The organism is Streptomyces sp. B21-083 (genome assembly GCF_036898825.1).
In the GTDB taxonomy this organism is placed as follows: Bacteria; Actinomycetota; Actinomycetes; order Streptomycetales; family Streptomycetaceae; genus Streptomyces.
Genome location: NZ_JARUND010000002.1, coordinates 1913941 through 1936027, shown reverse-complemented (window position 1 = coordinate 1936027; position 22087 = coordinate 1913941). Strand labels below are relative to the sequence as shown.

Here is a 22087-nt window from a genome sequence, read left to right as displayed (position 1 = left end):
CAGTGGGGGGCGGGGCCCACCGGGTACTGGGTCATCGGTTACTGGGTCATCGGGTGGTACGGGGCCACCGAGTGCTGGGTCACCGAGTACCGGGGCATCGCGTACAGGGGTACTGGGTACGGGAGTTGCGGCGGAGCTGCACGGGCCATGCCTCAGCTCTCCGGCAGGTGGTGAGCGGGCGTGGAGTACCCCGCGCCGTCGAACGTGATCCGGATCGGCTCACCGGGGACGGAGCCGTACCGGTGTTCGACGGGACCCGGGCCGACGATCACGATATCCCGGCCCAGCGCCTGGGCCGCCAGCGCGGCCACTGTGGCAACGTAATCTCCCGACTCCGGCCGGTTCAGCATGAGTTGGAGCTGTTGTCCGGGGTCGAGAGACACGGCGGCGACGGTCAGCCGACCGCCGAGCATGACGGCCTCGGCCTCCATGCCCGACGTCACGTCGATGCCCAGGGAGCGGATCTCCGCCACCGACAGGGTGTCGTCACCGGCAGGCAGCCGGACTCCGGCTGGAAGTCCGAGGGGGCCCGGCTCCATCAGCCGCCCGCGCGCCCAGTCGTGCAGGGTGCCGGTGCTGTCGACGCCGGTCAACTGCTGCGGCCCGCCGGTGCCCGAGGGCACCTTCACGGCCACGGCGGCCAGCAGCGCGGCGCCGAACGAACCGTCCACGGTCACCCGGCCCGCGCCATCGTCGGTCGGCGCCACGTCGTCGGTGCCCGACGCGTCACGGGTCGCAGCGGCCCCGGGGGCCGTGTGTTCCGCCTCATGCGGAGCCACGTCGGCCGGGGGGAGTCCCCGGGCCGGGGTGGCGTGGGCGCTGAGGTCCGGCCACCGGGGCGGAGTTGAGGCCAGGGAGCCCGTCGGTACGTCGACGGGCGGTGCCGTGCGGTCGGCGGCGGCCCGGGCCGCGAGGGCGGGGAGAGCCTGCTCCTGGGCTGTCTGGATGCGGGCCTCGGCCTTCTGGCGGTCCTCGGCAGCCGTGATCCGGTTGGCGAGTTCCTCCGCGTACAGCAGGGCTTCGTCGCGTGCCGCCACGGCGGTACGGAGACGCTCGACCGCGTCGGCCAGCGTGGCGCGGGGCTGCCCGGCGGCGAGCTCGGCCTCCTCTTCGGCGCGACGCAGCACGGGCAGAACACGTTGCGCGGCCACTTCGGCCTCCTGCGCCGTCCCCAGCTCGCCCTCGATGCCGTCCAGGACCGTCCTCTGCCTGTCCCTGGCGGCCCGCAACCCGTCGAGCACCAGGTGGGCCTCGCGGGCCCGGATCTTGTCCGGCCGCTCATTGCCGTCGTCGGCGGGCCGGCCGCGGTCGATGTCGGTGACGATCGAGTCCGCCTCCCGCACCCGCAGTTCCGCGAGCCGGATGTCCCCGTCGAGTGCGCCGACGTGCGCCGACTGCGCGGCGACGAGACCACGTTGACGCTCGACCTCCCGCTGCCGCAGGTCCCTGTCCCGCTCGGCCTGCTCCCGTGCCTCCCGGGCCGCCGCGACGGCCCCTTCGGCGGCCTCGGCGGTGGTACGCGCGGCTGCCAGGGCCTCGTCCGCGAGGACCGCCTCGTTCTGGGCCCGCGTCAGCACGCCCTGGTGAACGGAGTTGTCGCTCCGGAGGCCGAACTCCACCTCGCGCGCGTCCTGTTCCGCCTCCGCCGCGTCGGTCAGCGCGGTGGCCCGGCCGTCGAACCGTCCCCAGGCGGCCCTACCTGCCTCGCCGAGCCCCGAAAGGGTGCCGTCGGGGCCGAAGTTCCAGAAGGTGAGGGTGCTGTCGTCGGCGCGCAGGACGAGTTCGACGGGCTTGTGGACGCTCGCGGCGGCGCGGGACACGGCGAACAGGGCCCGGCTGAGCTGCTGTTGCCCGGTGGCGGTGCCGGTGTCGCCGATGGCGAGCCACAGTTGGGCCGCCGGGTCGGCGGCGTCGATCCCCGAGGCCAGGAGGCCGGGCAGGGTCCGCAGCGGATGCCGAGTCCAGTCCCGCAGTTCGGTCGCCGCGGCGACCGTCTCACCCCCCTGCGTCGCAGGGTACGGCGTCGCGGCGGCCCCGGCCTCGGCGTCCGCCGCCGCCCGCACCATCGCGGGCAGGTCGTACACCTGCGCCTGGGTACGCGGGGGAGTGATCCCGTACCCGAGTGCGTCTCGCTCCCCGATACGCACCGTGGCGGCGCCGGAGACGTGCCGCACGCCCTCCGGACCCCGGACCGTGAGATGCGCGTCGACCAGCGCCTCGTACGTCCGGGTGCCGTGCGTACCGTCGGCGGGGGCGCTCGTGCTGCCCGTCTTGAGCCATTCGCGGACGCCGCCGGTGGTGCCCCCGCTGCTGCCCACCGCCTGTGGCTGCCGGGCGAGTAAGGGCGCGCTGAAGCCGCCGAGGACCCGGTCGGGGTCGTCGGTGCTGTAGACGCCCTGGAAGCTGATTCCGCCGGTGGTGGAGAAGCTCCGGGACGAGCCGCCGGTGGTGGACGCGATACGGACGCGGTCGAGGGTGACGTCCGCGCTCAGCGTGACCCGGCGCGGGTTGTGCAGCGTGACGGACAGGCTGGGCGGGCTGCCGGGGGCCGACTCGAAGGGGAAGGCGCCGGGCAAGGTGTCGGTGAGACCCGCCGCGGTGCGCGGGTGGTCCAGGGCGATGTCGCCGGCCTGGATGAGCTCGCCGATCCGGACCGCGGTGCTCTCGGCGGACGTCGACGTGGAGGGCGACCGCCAGCCACGGTCCTGACCAGGGGCGACGGCGTCCAGCGCGGTGGTCAGCTCCGACCAGGCGTTGAACTCGAACACCGGCGCGGGACCCATCGGCACGAACCGGTCGCCCCGGGGGGCCGGGGCCGTCGTGCCGACCGTCGGCGTCAGTGGCGCCTCCACCACCTCGGCAGGGGCCGCCTCGCCGCCGGTGAAGCGCAGGGTGACGGAGGCCGGCACGGTCGCCGTGCGGTACGGGCGGGCGCTCAGAGCGCGGCTGATCCAGCTCTCGGTCGCGGCGGCCTCGTCGGTGTCGTACCAGGCGAGGACACCACCCTGGAGGGCGCCGCCGATCAGGTTGGGCGGCCAGTCCGCGACGAGTTCGGAACGTACGGAGGCCGTGAACTCGTAGTCGAGGTCGAAGTCGGCGGCGCTGTCCGTGCGCAGCCAGAACCGGTCCTCGGCTGTGGACGCGGCCTTCGCGCCCTGGCTCTTCGCGCTGCCGACGCTCAGCCCGGGGCCGCTCCGGTCGGTGCGGGTGTCCTGCCCCGGACGCGGGTATCGCGTGGTGGGGTTGAGGGTGAGGCCGTGCTGCGTGGTGCTGGTCGTGCCGGTGCTGACACCGGCCGGGGTGTGCCCGTGGAACTGCTCAAGTCCCGTACCCGGTCCGGCGTTTCGGCCGCGTACCCCGCGCAGTTCGGTTTCGTCGGCGCGCGGCCGGGCGGTCAGGGTGACCTCGACCAGCCGGGCGCCGCCGAGCGCGAGGTGGCGGAAGTGGAAGCGCTGGGCGCCGCGCGGGCCGCGTCCGGGGAGGGCGCGCAGACCGGCGGTGGAGGTGTAGTCGGCGATCCGGGAGGCCACGCCGGGCAGATAGGAGGAGTGACCGGGCTGGGTGACGCCCGGTGCCTCGGCCTCGACCAGCGCGGTCAGTTCGGCCCGTAGCCGGTCCCGGCGCTCGGCGAGGGCGGGCTGTGCGGTGGGAGCGGGGGGCGCTTCCTGCGCGGCCTCGGCGCCCTCGGCGGACTCGGAGGCCGGCCCCGCGACGGGCGCACCGGTGGTCGGCCCTTCGGAATCGGCGCCGACCCCGTCCGGCTCGGCCGCGGGCACCGGCTCCGACTCCTCGAACTGCGTGACGGACAGTACGGCGGCCATGCCCGGTTCCCCGGTGCGGGTGAAACGCTTTGGCAGAGGCAGCTCGGCCGGGGCGGGCAGCGGGGGAGTGAGCCCCGCGACGCCGGTGAACCACCCCTCGAAGCGGCTGAGTTGGCCGTCCGTCATCAGGAACTGCACGGCCTGCGGCAGGTCGACGGCGACGGTGACGTCGGACTCGCTGCCGAATCCGAGGGTGTTGCCGACCACGTTGCGGGTGCCGCGCCGGACGGTGATCAGGATCGTCGCGTCGGCGCCGACCCGGTGTTCCATGCCGCTCTCGGTGGCCGTCCGGTTGACCGAGGTGCTGGAGGAGACCGTGCCCGAGTCCTCCGTACGGCTGGTGTACGAGTACTTCCCGGAGGGCCCGAAGACCGTGGGCGGCGCCGGTGTCGAGGCTGTCCCGGTCCCGGTGCCGGTCCCGGAGGGAACGGGAGGGGCGGGAGCGGCGGGAGCCGTGGCCGGGGTCCTCGTCCCGGTGACGGCGAGGCCGGTCTGGTGCGTGCCGCTGACCGACTTCTGCTGGGCGGCGGAGTCGGTGGCGGCGACACCGGTCTCCAGGTACTGCTTGGCGCTGTGTAGATGCCGCGCGCTGTGCAGCACACCGCGGATCTCCAGTGCGTACTCCTGATCGGCGCCGAGCCCGGGCAGGGTGATGCCCTCGACGACGTACCCGCCCTTGAAGATCTGGTGCGCGCGGGCGACGAGATTGCCCGGGGACAGCGCGGCCTGCCGCACCTCGGCGGCGACGGTGGTCGGATCGCCGGCGCTCTGCCCGGCCAGGTTGGACGCCACCGATCGGGCCGCCCATGCGAGCAGTTGAGGGCTCGCCGCGCCGACGGCGGAGGCCATGGACCCCAGCCGCCCGGTTTCCGGGCGCCCCGGATGGGTGCCCTCGACGATCTGCCGCAGCGTCTCCTGGAGGACTCCCGAACCGCGGAACACGTCCACGATCGCGTCGTCCGGCAGCTTGACGATCCCCGGCAGCGGGCTGCCGTCGGGGCCGGTCATGGCCAGCCGCGAGTGATCGGCGGCCACCGGTTGCGACACGGTGGGCGCCGGGGCCGGGGAGGCCGGCTCGGACGCCGGTTCCAGTGTGCGGTGGTGGGGCACCGCGAGGGTGATGGTGCCGCTCACCGTCCGGGGTCGCGGCCCGGACGGCCTGCCCTCCTCCAGGAGGTGCAGCTGAAGGTCACCGAACGCAGCCTCCCCGGGCACCGGGAGGACGGGCGGCTCGACCGGGGCCGGGGCGGTGTGCTCGGCGAAGCGTACGGATGGCTCGGCGCCCGGACCGTCGTAGAGGTCGAGCGCGAACCGCGCCGGTATCTCGAAGGCCTCGCTGCCCTGCCCGGAACCGATGAACAGCTGGTCGTGCGCCAGACCCGCGCCGACCGTGGCCGTGTGGCCGGTCTGCCGGCCGTACGAGTAGTCGGCGGCCCCGCCGAGGGTGCCCGAGCCCTTGGTGTACGGCACCGCGAGGCCGCGCGGGCCGTCGGTGTACGGACCCACGGGGCCGGACGGGCCGCCGCCGAAGCCCAACGACCAGCCATAGCCGGACGCCTGCTGCTCCGTACCGGCCATGCCGAAGGAGGCCAGCGAGACGTGCTGGATGTCGGTGCGGGTACGGGTGTGGATGCTCGGCGGGGCCACGGCGGCACCCGTACCACCTGCGGCACCTGTGCCTGTGCCTGTGGTCGTGCCCGGGTCGCGGACGGCGGTGAGGTTCAGCTTGACGCGATGGGTGCCCGTGGTGGTGGGTCGTTCCAGCCACAGGGGGTGGCCGCCGTCGACCATGGCATCGGTCGCGGCCCGCAGCCCCAGATCGGAGCGAGCCTGCTCGAAGCGCCGCAGATTGTTCAACTGCGCCTGCACCAGCGACTCGTCGGGCAGCACAAGGTTGCGGACGTTTGTCTCCGGCGGCAGGAAACCGTTGGCGCGCAGCCAGACCTCGGCGTGCCCGAAGAGCTCTTGAGGGCCCTCGACGGCCAGCGGGGCGGCGGTGATGCCGATGGCCTCGAGGTTCTCCAGTTCGGCGGGGAGCGCGCGCCGCTCCTCGGGAGTCGGCCGGTGTCCCTGGGCGGATTCCCGGGTCAGCAGCCGCAGTTGCATGCCGTCGTGCCAGGGATCGAGGACGTGCGGCGTCTCGCCGCCGCCGGGCCGGACCAGGGTGACCGTGTGCCGGACGGTGGCGGGGGTGAGGAGATGACTCCGGTTGGTGCGCAGGCCGTGCATGACAGCGGCGGTGCCGCCGTTGCCGAGGGTGTCGCTGGTCTGCCAGCGCACACCGCCCTTGCCGACGAGGCTGCCCGCGACCTTTTTCGACGCGTCCGGGTGCTTCGCCGCGTGGTCTCCGGTGAACGCCGGGCCGATCCCGATGTCGACCCCGACGGCGTTGGTGATCTTTGCCTGACCGTCGACCTTCACCGTCTGGACGAGATGGCTCTCCAGGTTGATCTTCGTGTCCAGAGTCCGGTGGGTGGGTGTTCCCGTGGTGATCTCCGTGGTGACCTTGAACATGCCGATCGCCCGGCCCCGCGAGTCCAGGAGCAACGGCGAGAAGATGCCGCCCGACCGCTGCATGGGCAGCGTTCCGCGCAGCACGGGCTCGGCCAGGAACGCCTCCAACTCCTGGGCGGAGGAGGCGCTCAGGGTGGACAGCTCGTCGTGGAAGGCGCTCAGCACGGACTCCAGCAACCGCTGCGGGTCCGCGACGGTGTCGACCCCCCACACCGGCAGATCGTCCAGCCCCGCCGGCGGCGGCAGCGGGGTCCCGGACGTGTCGGCCACGGCCAGGTGCTGCGGGAACCAGACGGTGACCGGCCCGTGGGCCTGCGGCGGACTCCAGTTGACCGGGGGCGCCATCCGGGGCGAGTCGACCCGTACCTCCCACTCCGACGTGAACTCGTATGCCTGCGACAGCTCGTTGCTGCGCTGGGCGGTGGTGGTCTGCACGAGCTGGGTGACCGACGTGGACAGCGACAGCTGGTTGTGCGTCAGGGAGAGGGAGGGGCTGAACTCCCAGCCCCGCAGCGCCCCGGCCGCGGCGACGGGCATGGACACCGACCAGGGCACGGGCACCGTACGGAAGTTGCCGGATGACTCCGAGTCCCCCGACTCCTGCGCGCCGAACCCACGGCGCTCCACGCGCACATCGGGGTCGGTGACGTCGTGGGTGCCGTAGCGGGGCGACGGCGCCGGGTCGCGCAGCCCCAGCCGTACGTCCACGGTCCGTTCACGGCCGTCGACGGTGACCGTCACCCGGTGGCCCATGCCGCTGCGCAGATAGGGCAGCGCGAGCACCAGCTGCTCGGCACCGAGCCGGTCCCGCAACTGGCCGAGCACCGGATGGTCCTGGGCCGCCGGGGCACCGAACCCCAGTGCGCGCAGCACCTGTTGGTGAACGCCGTCCACCACTCGCGCGGGCAGCGGCTCGACCTGTACGAGGCCTACGTTGCCGTCGTGCCTGCTCCCGTAGTCGCGCACGAAGGGCGAGGGCGGCGCGGGGGCGAGCGGGTCCGCGCCCAGGACGGGATCGGGGCGCGGACCCGAAGCCGCAACCGGGTCCGGGTCGGGGTCGCCGATCAGTGCGTTGATCAGTGCCAGGTGGCGGGGGCGCAGGCCGCCGTGGGCGTAGTGCTGCTCGGCGTCGGCCGAGACGGCTTCGGTGCTGACCGACTCCGGTACGGCGAGACCGTAGTCGCCCATCAAACTGCCCTCGACACGCGGGCGTTGAGGTGCGGAGGCGTCCGGGGACTCGTCGCGCAGGCCCAGTTGGTGGCCGACCTCGTGGACGAAGTCCTGGCCCGTTCCGTCAAGTCGCCAGGTGTGGTGGGATGTTCGGGCGCCGGAGCCCCGGGCGGCCAGCCGCACCTTGAGGTGGGCGTGTCCGCCGGAGGGTACGGGGGTCACGGTCACGTGTATGCGGTCGCCGCCGGGGAGCCGGTGGCCGGGGGAGTTGAAGACGCGCTCCACACCCGCCGCCATCCGGTCCCAGACGGCTTGGCGGTCCGCTTCCGGTACGGAGTCGGCGTTGGTGAACTGCACGTGGACGGTCAGGTCGGTGACGGGCTCGCCGTCGTGCGTGAACCGTCGTACGTCGAATCCGGACCGTACGACGTACTGCGTGAGGCTGCCGTTCGCGCCCCGAGGCCTGGACACCGGGTCGACCCAGGTGTGCGAGCGCTCCACGGGGGAGGCACCGGCCCGGGCCGCATCCCACCCCGGAGGCGACGGCGGCACCGGGTCCGGGGTCTCGGTGTGGTCCTGGCCGGCCGTCGGCGCGAGTGGATCGACGCCCTCTGTTGTGTCGGTCGTGAAGACCCTGCCCAGTGCCTGGAGGACCTGGTCGTTGTCCGGACGGAGCGCCTGCTCGGTCAACCTGCCGAAATACCGGCCGAGTTGCGACTCGGGCCGGTCCGCGTCGGCGATCGCCCGCGCGATGACGGCCACCTGGTGCGGGGGAGGGGCCACGGACAGCGCGGCGGACTCCGCCCTCAGGTCCGCCAGTTGCCGCTCATGGACCCCCGTCACCACTGCCAGCAGGCCGTCCCGCTCGGCCGGGGTCAGCTCGGCCCACTCCTCCTGCAGCTGCATCGACCACTTGTAGTCGGGCATGCCCGCGGGGGCCGGAGCGAGCATGGTGTCGATCGTGGCCATGGCGCTGTGGCCCTCTCCCAGGACCCCGAGGACGACCGCGCGCGTCTCGTCACCGAATACGTCCCTGAGTCGGACCAGCTCGTTGTATCCCAGATACAGCGTCACCTCACCGTCGGTGGTCTCCGATTCCAGCGACCCCAGCACGCTGCGAGCGGTCTCCGCCCGGCCCGCCATCAGCCCCGCGGGAAGGTTCTCGAACTCCTCCCCCCACTCGCTCCTGGCGACGATCGCCTCGGTGACCTGCTGCAACGCGTCCACGGCCGCCGAGTCGTCGGAAGTGCCGGCCAGCGGATCGTACGGAGTGGTGTTGGTGCGCACCGAGAAGTACGGACGCCCCAGCACCTGGAGCATGTTGCTGGTGTTCGCGCCCTCCACCACGGCGGGCAGCGTGCCCATCTGGTACACCTGCCGGAACAGGTCCTGGGTCAGGTTCCCGGCCTCGACGACGATGACCTCACCGGGCCGGGCCTCCGCGACACGGCGGGGCAGTTCGGGATCATCGAGCCTCAACTGCGTGAGCCACGGCGCCTGATGGCGGGGCGCGATGTCGACCGTCGCATTGCCCAGCGCCAGCAGGACCGCCGCCCGGTCGAGTCGGGCGCCGTGTATGCCCTCCGCCAGAGCGCCCAGGGTCGACGCGCGCTCCGAGGGGTGCAGGTTGTGCATGCCGTACGCCGGCATCAGGTTCACGCGGTCGCCGTCGACCGCGCGGGCGACGGCCCGCAGCCCCGCCGCGCGGGCCGGCGTGGAGGCCTGATCGGCGATCATCTCGTCGAGGGCGGCCCCGGTCACGCGCGGGACCGGGAACCGGTACAGGGCGCTGTCCGGGATGCCGTCCGTGCCCTGGAGATCGGTGACTTCGGCGTCCGCGTCCGGGCCGGTACGGGTGTACAGGTAGCGGTGGCCGCCGTTCCACGCGTACGGCCGCAGCACGACGGCCTGGTCTCCGCCGGTGAAGTGCAGGAAGTTGGCGGCGAGTTCGGCGTCGTCGACCAGCGCGTCATTGGCCGCGACCAGGACCAGATGTCCGTCGCGGGGACGGCTGGTGGTGTCGTAGGCGATGGCGGGGTCGAAGGTGTCCGTCACCCAGTCGATGCGGGCGCGCAGCGGCGCGGAGAGCAGCACACCGAGGCGCTGTTGGACGTTCTCCGGTGCGATGACGGTGATACGGCCGTGGTAACCCAGCTCGTCGAGCGAGTCGGCCAGCATGGTGGCGGCGGCCTGATGACCGAAGTTGGCGGCGTCGTCCACGACGACGGTCACTCCGGGCAACGCCCCGAGACCGTCCCGCACGCGTCGCCGCAGCGTCGCCTCCGAGACCGGTGCCAGGGGGTCGGCGCCTTCGGCGGGGGACGCGGGTGCGGGCGTCACTGGCACGTCCGGACGGCGTGCACCGCCCAGCGTCCGGACCGTGGGCGCCAGCGGATCGGCACCGGGACCCGGCTGCGGCGGGAAGACCGTGCCCAGCGCCTGGAGGACCTGGTCGCGGTCCGGTTGGTGTGCCTGCTCGGTCAACCTGGCGAAATAGCCGCCGAGTCGAGAGTCGGGACGGCCCGCGTCGGCGACCGCCCGGGAGAGAAGGACGACCTGCTCCGGGTCCGGCGCCACCGAGTACTCGGCGGACTCCTGCCTCAGATTCTCCAGATGCCGCCCGTGCGACTCCCGCACCGCCGCGAGCAACGCGTCGCGCTCGGCGGGGGTGAGATAGACCCAGTGCTCCTGAAGCCGGTCCATCCGCCGGTACGAGGGCTCGTTGGGCCGGTCGGGCTCCATCAGCTCCCGGACGGTGTCCAGGTCGGCGTGGTCCGGTCCCAGTATGGCCGCGATGTCCTCGCCGGCTCGCTCGCCGAACGCCCTGCGGAGACGTTCCGCCTCGTCCGGCCCGAGCAGCAGCCGGCCGTCGTCGGACTCGGTGTCCGGCGGCAGGGCGTTCAGCACACTGACAGCGGTCTCCGCCCGGCCCGCCGCCTCCCACGAGGGAAGGTTCTCCAGTGCCTCTCCCCATGCGCTCCTGGCGACGATCGCGCCGGTGACCGCCTGCAGCTCGTCGACCGCGGCCGAATCGTCGGGAGTACCGGCCAGCGGGTCGTACGGGGTGTTGTTGGTGCGCACCGAGAAGTACGGACGCCCCTGCACCTGGAGGGTGTTGGTGGTGTTCGCGCCCTCCACCACGGCGGGCAGCGTGCCCATCTGGTACACCTGCCGGAACAGGTCCTGGGAGAGGTTCCCGGCCTCCACGATCACCACGTCGTCCGGCCCCGCCTCCGCCAGGACACGCGGCAGTTCGGGATCGTCCAGCGTCAACTGCCGCAGCCACGAGGCCTCATGGCGGGGTGCGAAGTCAACTGTGGCGTTGCCCAGGGCCAGTACGACCGACGGCCTGCCGAGCCCCGCCCCGTGCACACCCTCCGCGAGCGCGGCCAGCGTCGAGGCCCGCTCCGCGGGATGCAGGTTGTGCAGACCGTAGGCAGGCATCAACTCCATGCGTCGGCCGCCCACTTCGGCAGCCACCGCCCGCAGTCCCGCCGCCCGCTCCGGCGGCTCGACCTGCGCGTTGATCGTCTCGTCGAGGGCGGCACCCGTCACGCGCGGCACCTCGAACCGGTACAGGGCGCTGTCCGGGATGCCGTCCGTGCCCTGGAGATCGGTGACTTCGGCGTCCGCGTCCGGGCCGGTGCGGGTGTAGAGGTAGCGGTGGCCGCCGTTCCACGCGTACGGCCGCAGCACGACGGCCTGGTCTCCGCCGGTGAAGTGCAGGAAGTTGGCGGCGAGTTCGGCGTCGTCGACCAACGCGTCGTTGGCGGCGACGAGAACCAGGTGGCCGTCGCGGGGGCGGCTGGTGGCGTCGTAGGCGAAGGTCGGATCGAAGGAGTCCGACACCCACTCGATGCGCGCCCGCATCGGCGCGGAGAGCAGAACATCCAGCCGCTCCCGCACGTCGGGTGGCGCGATCACGGTGACGGGTCCCTCGTACCCCAGCTCGGTGAGCGAGTCGATCATCATCGTGGCCGCCGCCTGATGACCGAAGTTCGCCGCGATGTCCACGACCACGGTCACCCCGGGCAGGTGCCTGAGCCCGTCCCGTACCCGCCCGCGGAGGACCACCTCGTCGTCGGACGGGGCGGTCCCGCCGCGGGTGTCGCCGATCGCGGTGAGCAGCGCGGGCTGTTGGTCGGCGGGGCCATCGAGGAGTTGGTGCCACAGCGTGTGTTCAGGGACGCTCGTCGATGTCGAGGTCGTCGCGGGTGCCAGGGGCTCGGCCCCGTGGGCGGGGCCGGCAGCGGTGTCGGCGCGGGGCGTAAGTCCCCCGTCGCCGATCAGGGCGTTGATGAGGGCCAGGTGTCGGGGGCGCAGGCCGCCGTGGGTGTAGTGCTGCTCGGAGTCGGTCGAGGCGGCCTCGGTACGGACGGAGGCCGGCACCGGAAGTCCGTAGTTGCCCATCAAGCTGCCCTCGACCTGCGGGCGTTGGGGCGAGGTGGCGTCCCGGTACTCGTCGCGCAGGCCCAGCTGGTGGCCGATCTCATGGACGAAGTCCTGGTCCGAGCCGTCCGTGTGCCACACGTGGTGGGACGTGGCGCGACCGTCGGTCGGTGCGACCAGCTCCACCTTCAGATGCGCCTGGCCGCCCGGGGGCACCGGTACGACGGTGACATGGACGCGGTCGCCGCTGGGGAGGCGGAGGCCGGGCGCGTTGAAGACCCGTTCGACACCGGCCGCCATCCGGTCCCAGACCGCCTGCCGGTCCGCCTCGGGTACGGAGTCGGCGTTGGTGAACTGCACGTGGACGGTCAGGTCGGTGACGGGCTCGCCGTCGTGCGTGAACCGGCGCACGTCGAATCCGGACCGTACGACGTACTGCGTGGGCGAACCGTCGGCCGCCCTCGGCCTGGACACCGGGTCGACCCAGGTGTGCGAGCGCTCCACCGGCACGGCCTCGGCACGCGCCGCATCCCAACTCGCAGAGGCAGAGGCAGAGGCAGAGGCAGAGGCAGATGTAGATGTAGACGTAGAGCCAGACGTGGATATCGGCGTCGGAAGTGTGTCGTCGTCGATGGTCGGGTCGTAGACGCCGGGCGGGAGTACGGCGGTCGGCAGGATGCGGTCCAGGGCCGTCGACTGTGCGTCCAGCTGGACCGAGGGAAGGTGCAGCAGCTGGGAGAGGCCCGGATAGTGGGCCGGGAGGACGGGGCCGCCCGCCGGGTGGGGGATCGCGGGCGGAAGATGCCAGTCGGAGTGCGCCTTGCCGATCACCGCGATGTAGCCGTCATTGCGGCCGGTCCGGTCGCGCTGCACTGTCAGAGCCGCGTAGGCGTTGAACTTCACCGCCCGCTCGTAGCTTCCCCAGCCTGATGTCATCGAGGAGGCGGCGGGAAGGCCGTCCATGGCGACGACCCGCACTCCGTTCGCACGGGCGGCCTCCAGGGTCGCCAGCAGCCCGAGACCGGTCTGCGAATTGTGCGAGGAGTCGTAGAGCGTGGCCATCCGGCGCAGTTCGATGGGCATGGGCGCGTTGACCGGGGCCTGGAAATAGGCGTTCAGGGAAGGCTGGAAGCTGTCGCCGCGCAGCGCCTCCACGTAGATCGTTCCCATGCCCTGAGCCCGTAGCGCGGCCATGTTGTTGATCAGGAAGGGCCAGCTGGTGGACGCGCCGTGCGTCTCCCCGAGGATCAGACCCTGGTGGGTGTTCAGCAGCGTGGTGGCGCCGGTGAGGGCGTCCGGCGCGGCCTGCAGGGCGGCGTCCACGGCGGCGAGTTCGGCCGGGGACAGCGAAGGGGGCCGGTTGTTCAACTGCCGTGTGATCTCGGCTTCCAGTGCCCGCGTCCGAGCCTCCTGCCCGCGCCAGAAACCCGCCGTACGGTGGTCGAGCTGCCCCACCGCCTTCCACCAGGCGGCGCTGTCGAGCATCTGCATCTCGGGGTGCGCCGCGTTGAGGGGGTCCCGGATCTCCTGCCTGAGCGTCATCCGGGCCAACTGGTCCAGATTGCCGAAGGTCACCGGGTCCCAGTCGGTCTTGAACGTGGTGCCGGCCTCGTTCATACGGATTCCGGGCACCGGCCCGCCCGTGTTGATCGCGGCGGCGACCGGGGCCAGCCGGTCGGTCTCCGCCCTGTTGGGCTTCATCCAGCGGAACGTCTTGTGCACGACGTTCCGCCGGGGCGGATAGACGAGGGAGGGCCCGGCAGGGCTGGCCAACAGGTCCTGCGGGGGCCGGGGCCGGCCGAAGCCGAGGACCCCGCCACGCAGTCGGGGCCGCCGGATCAGGTCCGCCTCGTCGACCTCCGACGACGGCGCGTCGACCTCCAGCACCGTCAGATGGTTGATCACGTCGGTGACGCGGGACCGTGCGTCGTGCATCCGCCCCTGCGCCTCGGCCCACTCACGGCCGTGTGACGTCCCCTCGCCCGAGGCCCGCGCCGACTCGGCCGCCTCGAAGTCCGCCTGCGCCCGCCCCAGCGCGGTCAACGCCGAACCGTAGTCGGCCAGCGCCTGGTCGGCGTCGTACCCCGCCAACTGGCGCCTGTAGGCGTCGGGCGACTGCGCCGGATACTCCGGCGAAGCCTGGTCGTCGGCGGGCTCCGCCGGGACCGCCCGGCCCTTCCCCTTGTCCACGGCGGAGGTCTGTACCGCCTGGGTATCGGCATCGTCCGCCTCCGGCGACGGCACGACCGGAGTGCCTCCCGGTGACACCTCGTACGATGCCTGCGACGTCGCCGTGACCCGGGCAGGGGCCGGCGGGTCGGCGCCCTGGGAAGCCGGCAAAGCCTGGGAAGCCGTGTCCGCAGTTGCCCCGGGGGCGGCGGTCGGGCGGGACTCTGTGGCGATGCGCGACGGCGCGTCGATGTCGCCGGGCGGCGTGCTGACCGTACGGACGGAGGCCGGTCGGGGGGCCTTCTCCTGGTTCCGGTTGTCGGGTGACGGGGGGAGTTGGTCGCGCAGGCCCAGTCGGTCGCCGATCCGCTGGACGAGGTCAAGCTCCGAATCCGCCTTCAGGGGCGCGCGTTGGCCGGGAGGCACGGGCACGACGGTGACATGGACGCGGTCGCCGTTGGCGAGCCGGTGGCCCGGGGCGTTGAAGATCCCCTCCGCACCGGCGGCCATCCGGTCCCAGGCAGCCTGCCGTTCCGCTTCCGGCATGGCGTCGGTGCCGGTGCCGGTGAACGCCACCTCGACAGTCAGCTCGGTGACCGGGTCGCCCTCGGCGGTGAGACGACGTACGTCGAAACCGGACGTACCGGCGTCCGCACCCGACCCCGCCGTGGCAGTACCGCGCTGCGACGGCGGAGTGGCTACCGACGCGGGGGACTGCTGCGAGCCGGAGGCAGGGGAAGCGCCGGGGGCGGGGGCGATGCCGGTCGGCAGTGGGGCGCCCGCGACCGGGTTCACGACGGTTTCCGCGCCGTACCCGGAGTTGGCCTCTGGCGTCGGGGTGGAGCTGGACACAGAGTCGGGCCCGGACTTGGCTTCGCTCCCGGACGCAGCCGCGGACCGGGCTTCGGCCCCGGGCACAGCCCCGGACTGGGTTCCGGCCTCGGGCCCCGACCCCGCCTCGGATTGGGCCCCGGCCCCGGGCCCGGCCCCGGCCCCGGCCCCGGCCCCTGCCCCGGCCCCTGCCCCGGACCTCGACCCGGCCCCGGACCCCGGCCCTGCCCCGGACCCGGCCTCGGGCTGGGTTCCGGCCTTGGGCCCCGGCTCCGTCTGGGATTGGGCCCCGGGCCCGGACCTCGACCCGGCCCCGGACCCCGGCCCTGCCCCGGACCCGGCCTCGGGCTGGGTTCCGGCCTTGGGCCCCGGCTCCGTCTGGGATTGGGCCCCGGGCCCGGACCTCGACCCGGCCCCGGACCCCGGCCCTGCCCCGGACCCGGCCTCGGGCTGGGTTCCGGCCTTGGGCCCCGGCTCCGTCTGGGATTGGGCCCCGGGCCCGGACCTCGACCCGGCCCCGGACCCCGGCCCTGCCCCGGACCCGGCCTCGGGCTGGGTTCCGGCCTTGGGCCCCGGCTCCGTCTGGGATTGGGCCCCGGGCCCGGACCTCGACCCGGCCCCGGACCCCGGCCCTGCCCCGGACCCGGCCTCGGGCTGGGTTCCGGCCTTGGGCCCCGGCTCCGTCTCGGATCGGGCCCCGGGCCCCGACCCTGCCCCGGACCCCGGCCCCGTCCCGGACTGGGCCCCGGACCCCGGCTCGGACGCCGACCCCGTCAGGGTCTGGGTGTCGTCCTCCGTCGACGTGGTGCGGGTCGGCTGCGGGGAACCGGAGCCGGTGTGTGCCGAGCCGGTGGTCGGTACGTTGGTGGAGTTCGGGGTGTCAGACCCGGCGCCCTGGATCTGGGTGGCGGAGTCGCCGGTACCGGTGGAGTCCTGGGAGTTCGTGGGAACAGGCTCGGTCGGTTCCCCCGTGCTGTCGGCCTCGGTCCCGACCGTGTCCGAGGAGCCGTCGGCCTCCTGGTCGGTGTCCGTGCCGTCGGACTGGTTGCCCCGAGTCCCGCCCGTGGACGGGGAGTTGCTTCCCGGAGCGTTCCCGGCGGAGGAGGCACCGCTGCCTCCCGCGGACGGCGTGGCAGTGGAGCCGGAGGACGTGGTGGACACCGTCCCCACACCGCCGAGAGCCCCGACGCCTCCCGAACCGGTGACGTCGCCGATGCCCTCCGCACCGGAGAAATCACCGTTCACCAGGTCCACGGACCCGGTGCCGTTCCCACCGCCGGCCCCGATACCCCTCGTAGCGCCGCTGCCGGAGTCGCTGCTCCCGCTACTGCCCCTGCCGTCCTTGCCCGTACCCCCGCCGTCCCCGGTGACCGGCAGCACATTGACACTGCCGAAGTCGAAGTTCGAGCCGAACTTGCCGCCGAGGGACGACGCCCCGGAGAACAGCGCCGAGGTGACCACGGAGCTCATGCCCGCGCCGACGAAGGTCTCCCAACTCCCTTCCCACTTACCGTTGAAGATCCCGTTGACGAAGATCTCCGCGACCGCCTCCGAACCGCCGCCCACCAGGAACTCGTTGGCGCCGCCGCCGACGCCCCGGCCGAACCTGTCGCCCGGGGAAGGCTTCGGCGGACTGTCGAACTTCGAGGTGATGTCGTCGGTGAACTTCTTGGTGCTGGTCTTGTCGAAGGGGTTGGGACCAGGGCCGTCGAGGATGTTCTTGAAGTTCTTGCCGAGGTTCTTGGTGACCGAGTCGAAGGCGCCGTGGAACATGCCGGCGAGGCCGCCGAAGACGCCGTCCTGGAAGATCTGCGACCAGTCGAAGTTGTCCGGACGGCGGCCCTCCGGGGCCATCGTCATCATCGCGAGCCGGACGACGAAGGTCTGGAACGCCTCGTCGAACGCCTCCGACAGACTCGGCATCACATGGGTGCGCTTGAGCAACTGGTCCAGGGTGGACAGGATCGCCACCCTGCTGCGCGCCTTCGCCGTGGCCACCTGGCTGGCGGCCGAACCGCCGGTGAAGAACGACAGCGCCGTGATGATCGCCAACTCGATGAACAGGCGCACCAGTTCGGCGATGATCTGCCACTTCGACTCCATGATGTCCATGGAGGTCTTCACCCGGCCGTCACCGACGTCGTCCAGCTGCTTGGCGAACTCACGCAGATAGTTCGTACCGCCGTTGTCCACGAACAGCCGCATCGCCCGTACGTACTGCTGCCCGACCTGGGGCGGCAGCGCACGGCCGACGCCCACCACGGACTCCTCGATCAGATCAGAGAGGCTGCGGACGTTCTTGCCGAGCCGCTTGTACGGCTTGTGGCTGGCGTACGCGAGATCCTCGTCCGCCTGGAGCATCTTCTCGCCGATGAGCACGAAGAGCAGGTTGTTGAGCTCGGGCGAGACCATGATGCTCATGGCAGGGTCAGTGCCTTCCGCCGCGGTGGCCCGCGGAGTTGATCGAGTCGATGACACCGCTCTGGGTGTTGCGGATGTTGTCGAGGTTGGCCATGGTGCCGTCGGCGACGCTCACCACCGCCTCGACCAGGGAAGTCCCGGTCTCGACGGCCGTCTTGCGCTCACGCAGCTCCTGCGGGATGACCTCCTGCGCGAAGCTGTCGTCCTTGCCCGGCCAGCCGTGGGTGTCGTTCACGGTGGTCGTGAAGTCGCGGAGCATCTCGTGGGCGAGCGCGCCGATCTGGTCGATCTGCCGGACGCCCGCCGCGAGCCGGTCCGGCTCGGCGTAGTACGCGTTTCCCTCGGCCATGAAAGGTCAGTCCTCCGTGTCCTCGTTGATCTCGTCGCGCAGTCGGCTGGACGACGAACGGTCCTCCCCGGCCCCCGGGCCGTCGAGCACACCCGGGCCGAAGATCTTGTGCCAGTCGACGTTCACCCCGGCCAGTTCGGGCACCGCGTCGCTGGGCCGGGTGAACGGCTCGAACGTGCTCATCACCCGGCGCGCCATCACCGCGCGGGCCTCCTGAGCCGCCTCCAGGACGCTCGCCGCCAGCTGGGTGGCGGACATGGTGCGGTACTTGCCGTCCAGGAACTTCAGCTCGGTCAGATCGCCCTGCGCGCTCACGGTGACCTCCACCGCGCGGTCGGGGGAGCGCGCGGTGGAGGTGGCGTCGGCGAGTTCGCGTTCCGCCCGCGCCACGGCGGTCTGGGTCGTCTCCAGGTCGGCCATGGCCTGGGCGAGCCGCTGCTCGATGGTCTCCCGCATGTCACTCATGACCCCACCGCCCGTCTCACGTCACTCGGCACCCATAGCTCCCTCGACACACCCAGCACCGTCAACGCACTCGGCACACCCGGCGCCTTAGACACGCGTGGCACCGTCAGCGCACCCGGTGCGTTAAGCACGCCCGGCGCCCTCAACGCACCCGGCGCCTTAAGCACACCTGGCACCGTCAACCCACCCGGCGCACCCGGCGCCTTCAGCTCCCGCGACACACCCCGTGCCTTCAACCCGCCCGGCACGCTCATCGTCCGATCACGGCGGGTGCGCCGCCCTCGTCGGTGCCCCACACGTCCTCGTCCTCCGGCTCGGCCATCCAGCTCTGCCGGTCGCGGTCGCCGCTCTCGGTGGACCGGCCGCTCTGTCCGGCGCCCCCCGGACCGCCCACCGGGTAGCCGGACCCGGAACTCGTCGACGTACCGCGGCCCCGGGCCACGGTCAGATCCTCTTCCTCCGTGGCGCCCCTGCGGCCCCCGGACCGGCCGCGCCTGCCGCTGCCGCCGGGCTCGGCGAGCACGTTGCGGACGCGCTCCGAGGAGCCGTTTCCGCCGCCGCCACCGGCACCGCCGCCGCCCATGCCTCCCATCCCGCCGCCCATGCCCGGGAACAGCGGTGACCCGCCGGAGCCAGCTCCGCCCGTGCTGTCCGCCGAGGCGCCCGCACCCGCGCCCGCGGTGAGTGGGGCGCCGAGCGAGCCGCCGGACAACAGGTCGCCGGTGCTGTCCTCGCCGTCGTCGTAGTCGGCGTACTGGCCGCCGTCGTAACCGGTACCGCCGCCCAGCAGACTGCTGGAGGTGAGCCCGGAGGTGCCGGAGCCGCCGCCGAGGGACGAGCCGAGACCGTTGCCCGAACCGGCCAGGCCGTCGCCCAGGCTGCCCAGGTTGCTCAGGCCGTCGAGGGAACTGCTGCTGGTGGTCGGGGGGATGACGGTGGGAGTTGGACTGGTGAGGTCGAGGTCGCCCAGTCCGTCGCCGAGCCCGGTGCTGATGTTGCCGGTCTCGACCGACCCGTCCGGGTTGGTCGTGGTCAGCTGGCCGGTTTCCGGGTTGATGGTGGTGACGGTGCCGTCGGGGAACCTGGTGGTGAGGGTCCCCTCGGGGTTGAGGCTCGTGACACTGCCGTCCGGATTGGTGAAGCCACCGGGGACGGTGAGATCACCGGTGGTGACGGTGCCGTCGGGGGCGGTCGTCGTGACGAGACCGGTCTCGGGGTCCAGGAGCTGGCTGGTGCCGTCGGGGTAACGGGTGGTCAGCGTCCCGTCGGGGTTGAGGGTGGTGGTGCTGCCGTCCGGATTGGTGACAGTGGAGCCCTTGGCGGCGTCGTTGCCGTCGTCGGCACCGCCGAGATTGAGGCCGGGGCCCAGACCGGGGCCCAGACCCGTGCCCAGGCCGGTACCCAGGCCCGTGCCGTCACCGAGACCGTTGCCGAGCCCGGCGCCCAGGTGGCTGAGGCTGTTCCCGAGGCCGTCACCAAGGCCGTTCAGCCCGTCCCCGAGACCGTTGATGCTGTCGCCCAGCCCGTCCCCCAGACCGTTCAGCCCGTCTCCCAGCCCGTCCAGGCTGTCGCCCAGTCCGTCGCCGAGGCCGTCGAGGCTGTCCCCGAGCCCGTCGCCGAGGCCGTTGAGACCCTTGCCGAGGTTGTCACCCAGGTTGTTGAGGCTGTCTCCGAGTCCGTTGCCCAGGTTGTTCAGGTTGTTGCCGAGGTTGTTCAGCGAGTTGTTGAGGTTCTGCTGGTTCTGGTTCGCCTGGTCGGCGAGGATCTCGCGCTGATCCTTGTCGTACTGGTCGGTGAGGGTGGAGGTGTCCTTCGTGTCCATCTTGTCGAAGGCGTCCTCCAGTTCGCTCCACGCGGCCTTGAGGTTGGTGATCGCCAGGGCCCCCGCCGTGACGAGGACGGTCTCCACATGCTTGTTCCAGGCGGTGACGGCTGCCTCGCCGATCTTCTTCCAGGTGGCGTCGTAGTCGCGCAGGTTCCCGTAGGTCGGGTGGTTCTGCAGGAAACCGGAGTCGGTGCGGTAGGTGTACGTCGACTCGTCCGCGTACACGGTGGTGTGCTTGATGTTGTGCTCCAGCACCCACGCGGAGACCTCGTCGAGGATCTCCATCACGATGCGGTGCGGATCGTGCCGGCCGTCACTGGCCCAGGTGTCCCACGCGGTGCTGAGGTTCTTCGCCTCGGTCAACAGGGCCTTCTGGGCGGCGGCCAGCGCGTCGCTGAGCTTCGACTGCGGGGTGTGGCCGCCCCGGAATGTCTGCTGCGCCGTGTAGGGGGTGCCGCCCATCTGGTCCACGTAGTCGTCGTAGTTCGTGCGCAGTTGGTGGATCAGATGCCAGAACAGCCCCGCCGCCTGGCCCCGCCACGCCGCGTCCTCCTCGCCGAGCGAGGTCTCCCACTGGGTCAGGGTCGCGGCGTGGTCCTTGAAGAACGTCATCGTCCGGTCGAAGGACTGCGCGGTGCGCTCGAAGGAGTTGGCGTCCACGGCCTCGGCGTTCTGCACGTCGTAGCCGTTGTAGGAGAAGCCGCGGGTCGTCCCGTCGGCGATCAGCTTCTGCAGCGCGGCCTTGGAACCGCTCACGTACTGACCGAGCGGCCCGAAGTCCCACTCGTCGCCCTGACTGCCCGTGAACTTGCCGCCGCCCGTCATCTCACCGGGGTCGAGCAGCCGGGCCCGCCCGTTCCCGTCCACCGGTACGCCGATGAAGACGAGAGTGGCCTGGTAGAGGGTGCCGTAGTCGTGCGCGCCGTCACCGCCGGCGTCGACGAACGCCAGGTCGTAGTCCTCGCCCTCCTGGGTGTGCCAGCCGACCAGGGCCGTGAAGTTGTCCGCGGTCAGTTGGGTCGACACCAGGATTTCGAGGCCGCCCCGGAACAGCGGGATGCCCTTCTTGCTGCTCAGGGTGTCGAAGAGCGTCTTCCGGCTGGGTACGCCGTAGCCGGTCAGGAGGGTGACCGCTTGGCCCCAGGCGTCGTCGGGGTCGTGCTTGGCCGGCATGGTGGGCTCCGCTGCGTGAGGTGGGTGGGGGGAGGACGTACGGCGTGGGGCGACGCGGGGCCGCCCGGATCAGTCGTCCTCTTCCCCGGCCAGGTCGCGGTCGATGTCCGACCAGATGTCCAGCAGCTTCTCGCCGTTGATGCCTTCGAGAGTGGTTCCCTGGGTCTTGAGCAGCGTGCTGATCGTGGTTTCGAGGTTGTCGTCGATGTCGCCGAAGAGATCGCCCTGCGCGTCGAGGATGCCGTCGATCGACGTCGCGGACGCCAGGACCGAGCCCAGCAGCGTCTTGCCGTAGACGGTGTCGTCACCACTCATGAGGCCGATGCCCAGGACCGCGTTCTCGCCGTAGTAGTCCGCGGGGAGGAGGCCCTTGGCGACGCTGTGCAGCGAACGTACGCCGTTCGTGTCGTCCTTCATGATGGCCTTGAGATCGGTGATGAACTCGGCCAGGGCGTGCTTCCTGAACGTATCCAGTGACGCCGCGTCCAGACGGGTCAGATCCGCCATGGCTTCCTCCTGCTGGGTTGTCGGGGACGGCGGTGGAACCGGACGGGCCACGGCCCCGGTGGCCGTCCGCCCGGTTCGTCCGGCGTCAGCGGCCTATCTGGACTTCGGACCAGAGCTGGGAGAGCGAGTTCTCGCTGTAGCGGTAGCTGTCGGAGATGTCCGTCAGCAACGTGGAGTGCGAGGTGAGCAGGGTCTCCATGTTCTTGACCGCCGCGTCCCACGCCTGCTGCTTCTGGCGGTACATGCTGGCGTCCTCGCCGTACCAGGACTTCACCAGTTCGTTGAGCTCGGCCTCCAGCGACGCAAGGGTGTTCGCGATCGCCTTGGTCTGCTGGACCATGTCGTCGGCGGCGTTGTTCATGTGGTTGTAGTCGACGTAGATGTAGCCGTCGGTCAGGTTGTCACCCATGGGAACCTCTCCTGCGCTGGGGGGATGTGGGGCTGGGCGGGGTA

6 protein-coding genes are annotated in these 22087 nt (G+C 72.0%); all 6 read right to left on the bottom strand.

Features of this window, described 5'->3' with window-relative positions; translation table 11 throughout:
- Nucleotides 1-152: 152 nt before the first annotated feature.
- Entirely contained in the window at nucleotides 153-17315 is a 17163-nt protein-coding gene (locus QA861_RS32675; protein ID WP_334592243.1) for a hypothetical protein, read from the bottom strand.
- Nucleotides 17316-17322: 7 nt separating this feature from the next.
- Nucleotides 17323-17664, bottom strand: coding sequence for a hypothetical protein (locus QA861_RS32670; RefSeq protein ID WP_334592242.1), 342 nt, complete (start codon nucleotides 17662-17664; stop codon nucleotides 17323-17325).
- A 6-nt stretch (nucleotides 17665-17670) separates the two neighbouring features.
- The gene (locus tag QA861_RS32665) at nucleotides 17671-18129 is read right to left on the bottom strand and encodes a YbaB/EbfC family nucleoid-associated protein (protein ID WP_334592241.1); all 459 of its coding nucleotides are present in this window, start codon (nucleotides 18127-18129) and stop codon (nucleotides 17671-17673) included.
- Nucleotides 18130-18379: 250 nt separating this feature from the next.
- Nucleotides 18380-21127 (bottom strand): AAWKG family protein, encoded by a 2748-nt coding sequence (locus QA861_RS32660; protein ID WP_334592240.1) that lies wholly within the window; start codon nucleotides 21125-21127, stop codon nucleotides 18380-18382.
- Nucleotides 21128-21196: 69 nt separating this feature from the next.
- Nucleotides 21197-21634: a type VII secretion system-associated protein gene (locus tag QA861_RS32655; protein WP_334592239.1), complete on the bottom strand. Its 438-nt coding sequence runs from the start codon at nucleotides 21632-21634 to the stop codon at nucleotides 21197-21199.
- Between the two features lie 85 nt (nucleotides 21635-21719).
- Nucleotides 21720-22043 (bottom strand): WXG100 family type VII secretion target, encoded by a 324-nt coding sequence (locus QA861_RS32650; protein WP_334592238.1) that lies wholly within the window; start codon nucleotides 22041-22043, stop codon nucleotides 21720-21722.
- Between the last annotated feature and the right edge of the window lie 44 nt (nucleotides 22044-22087).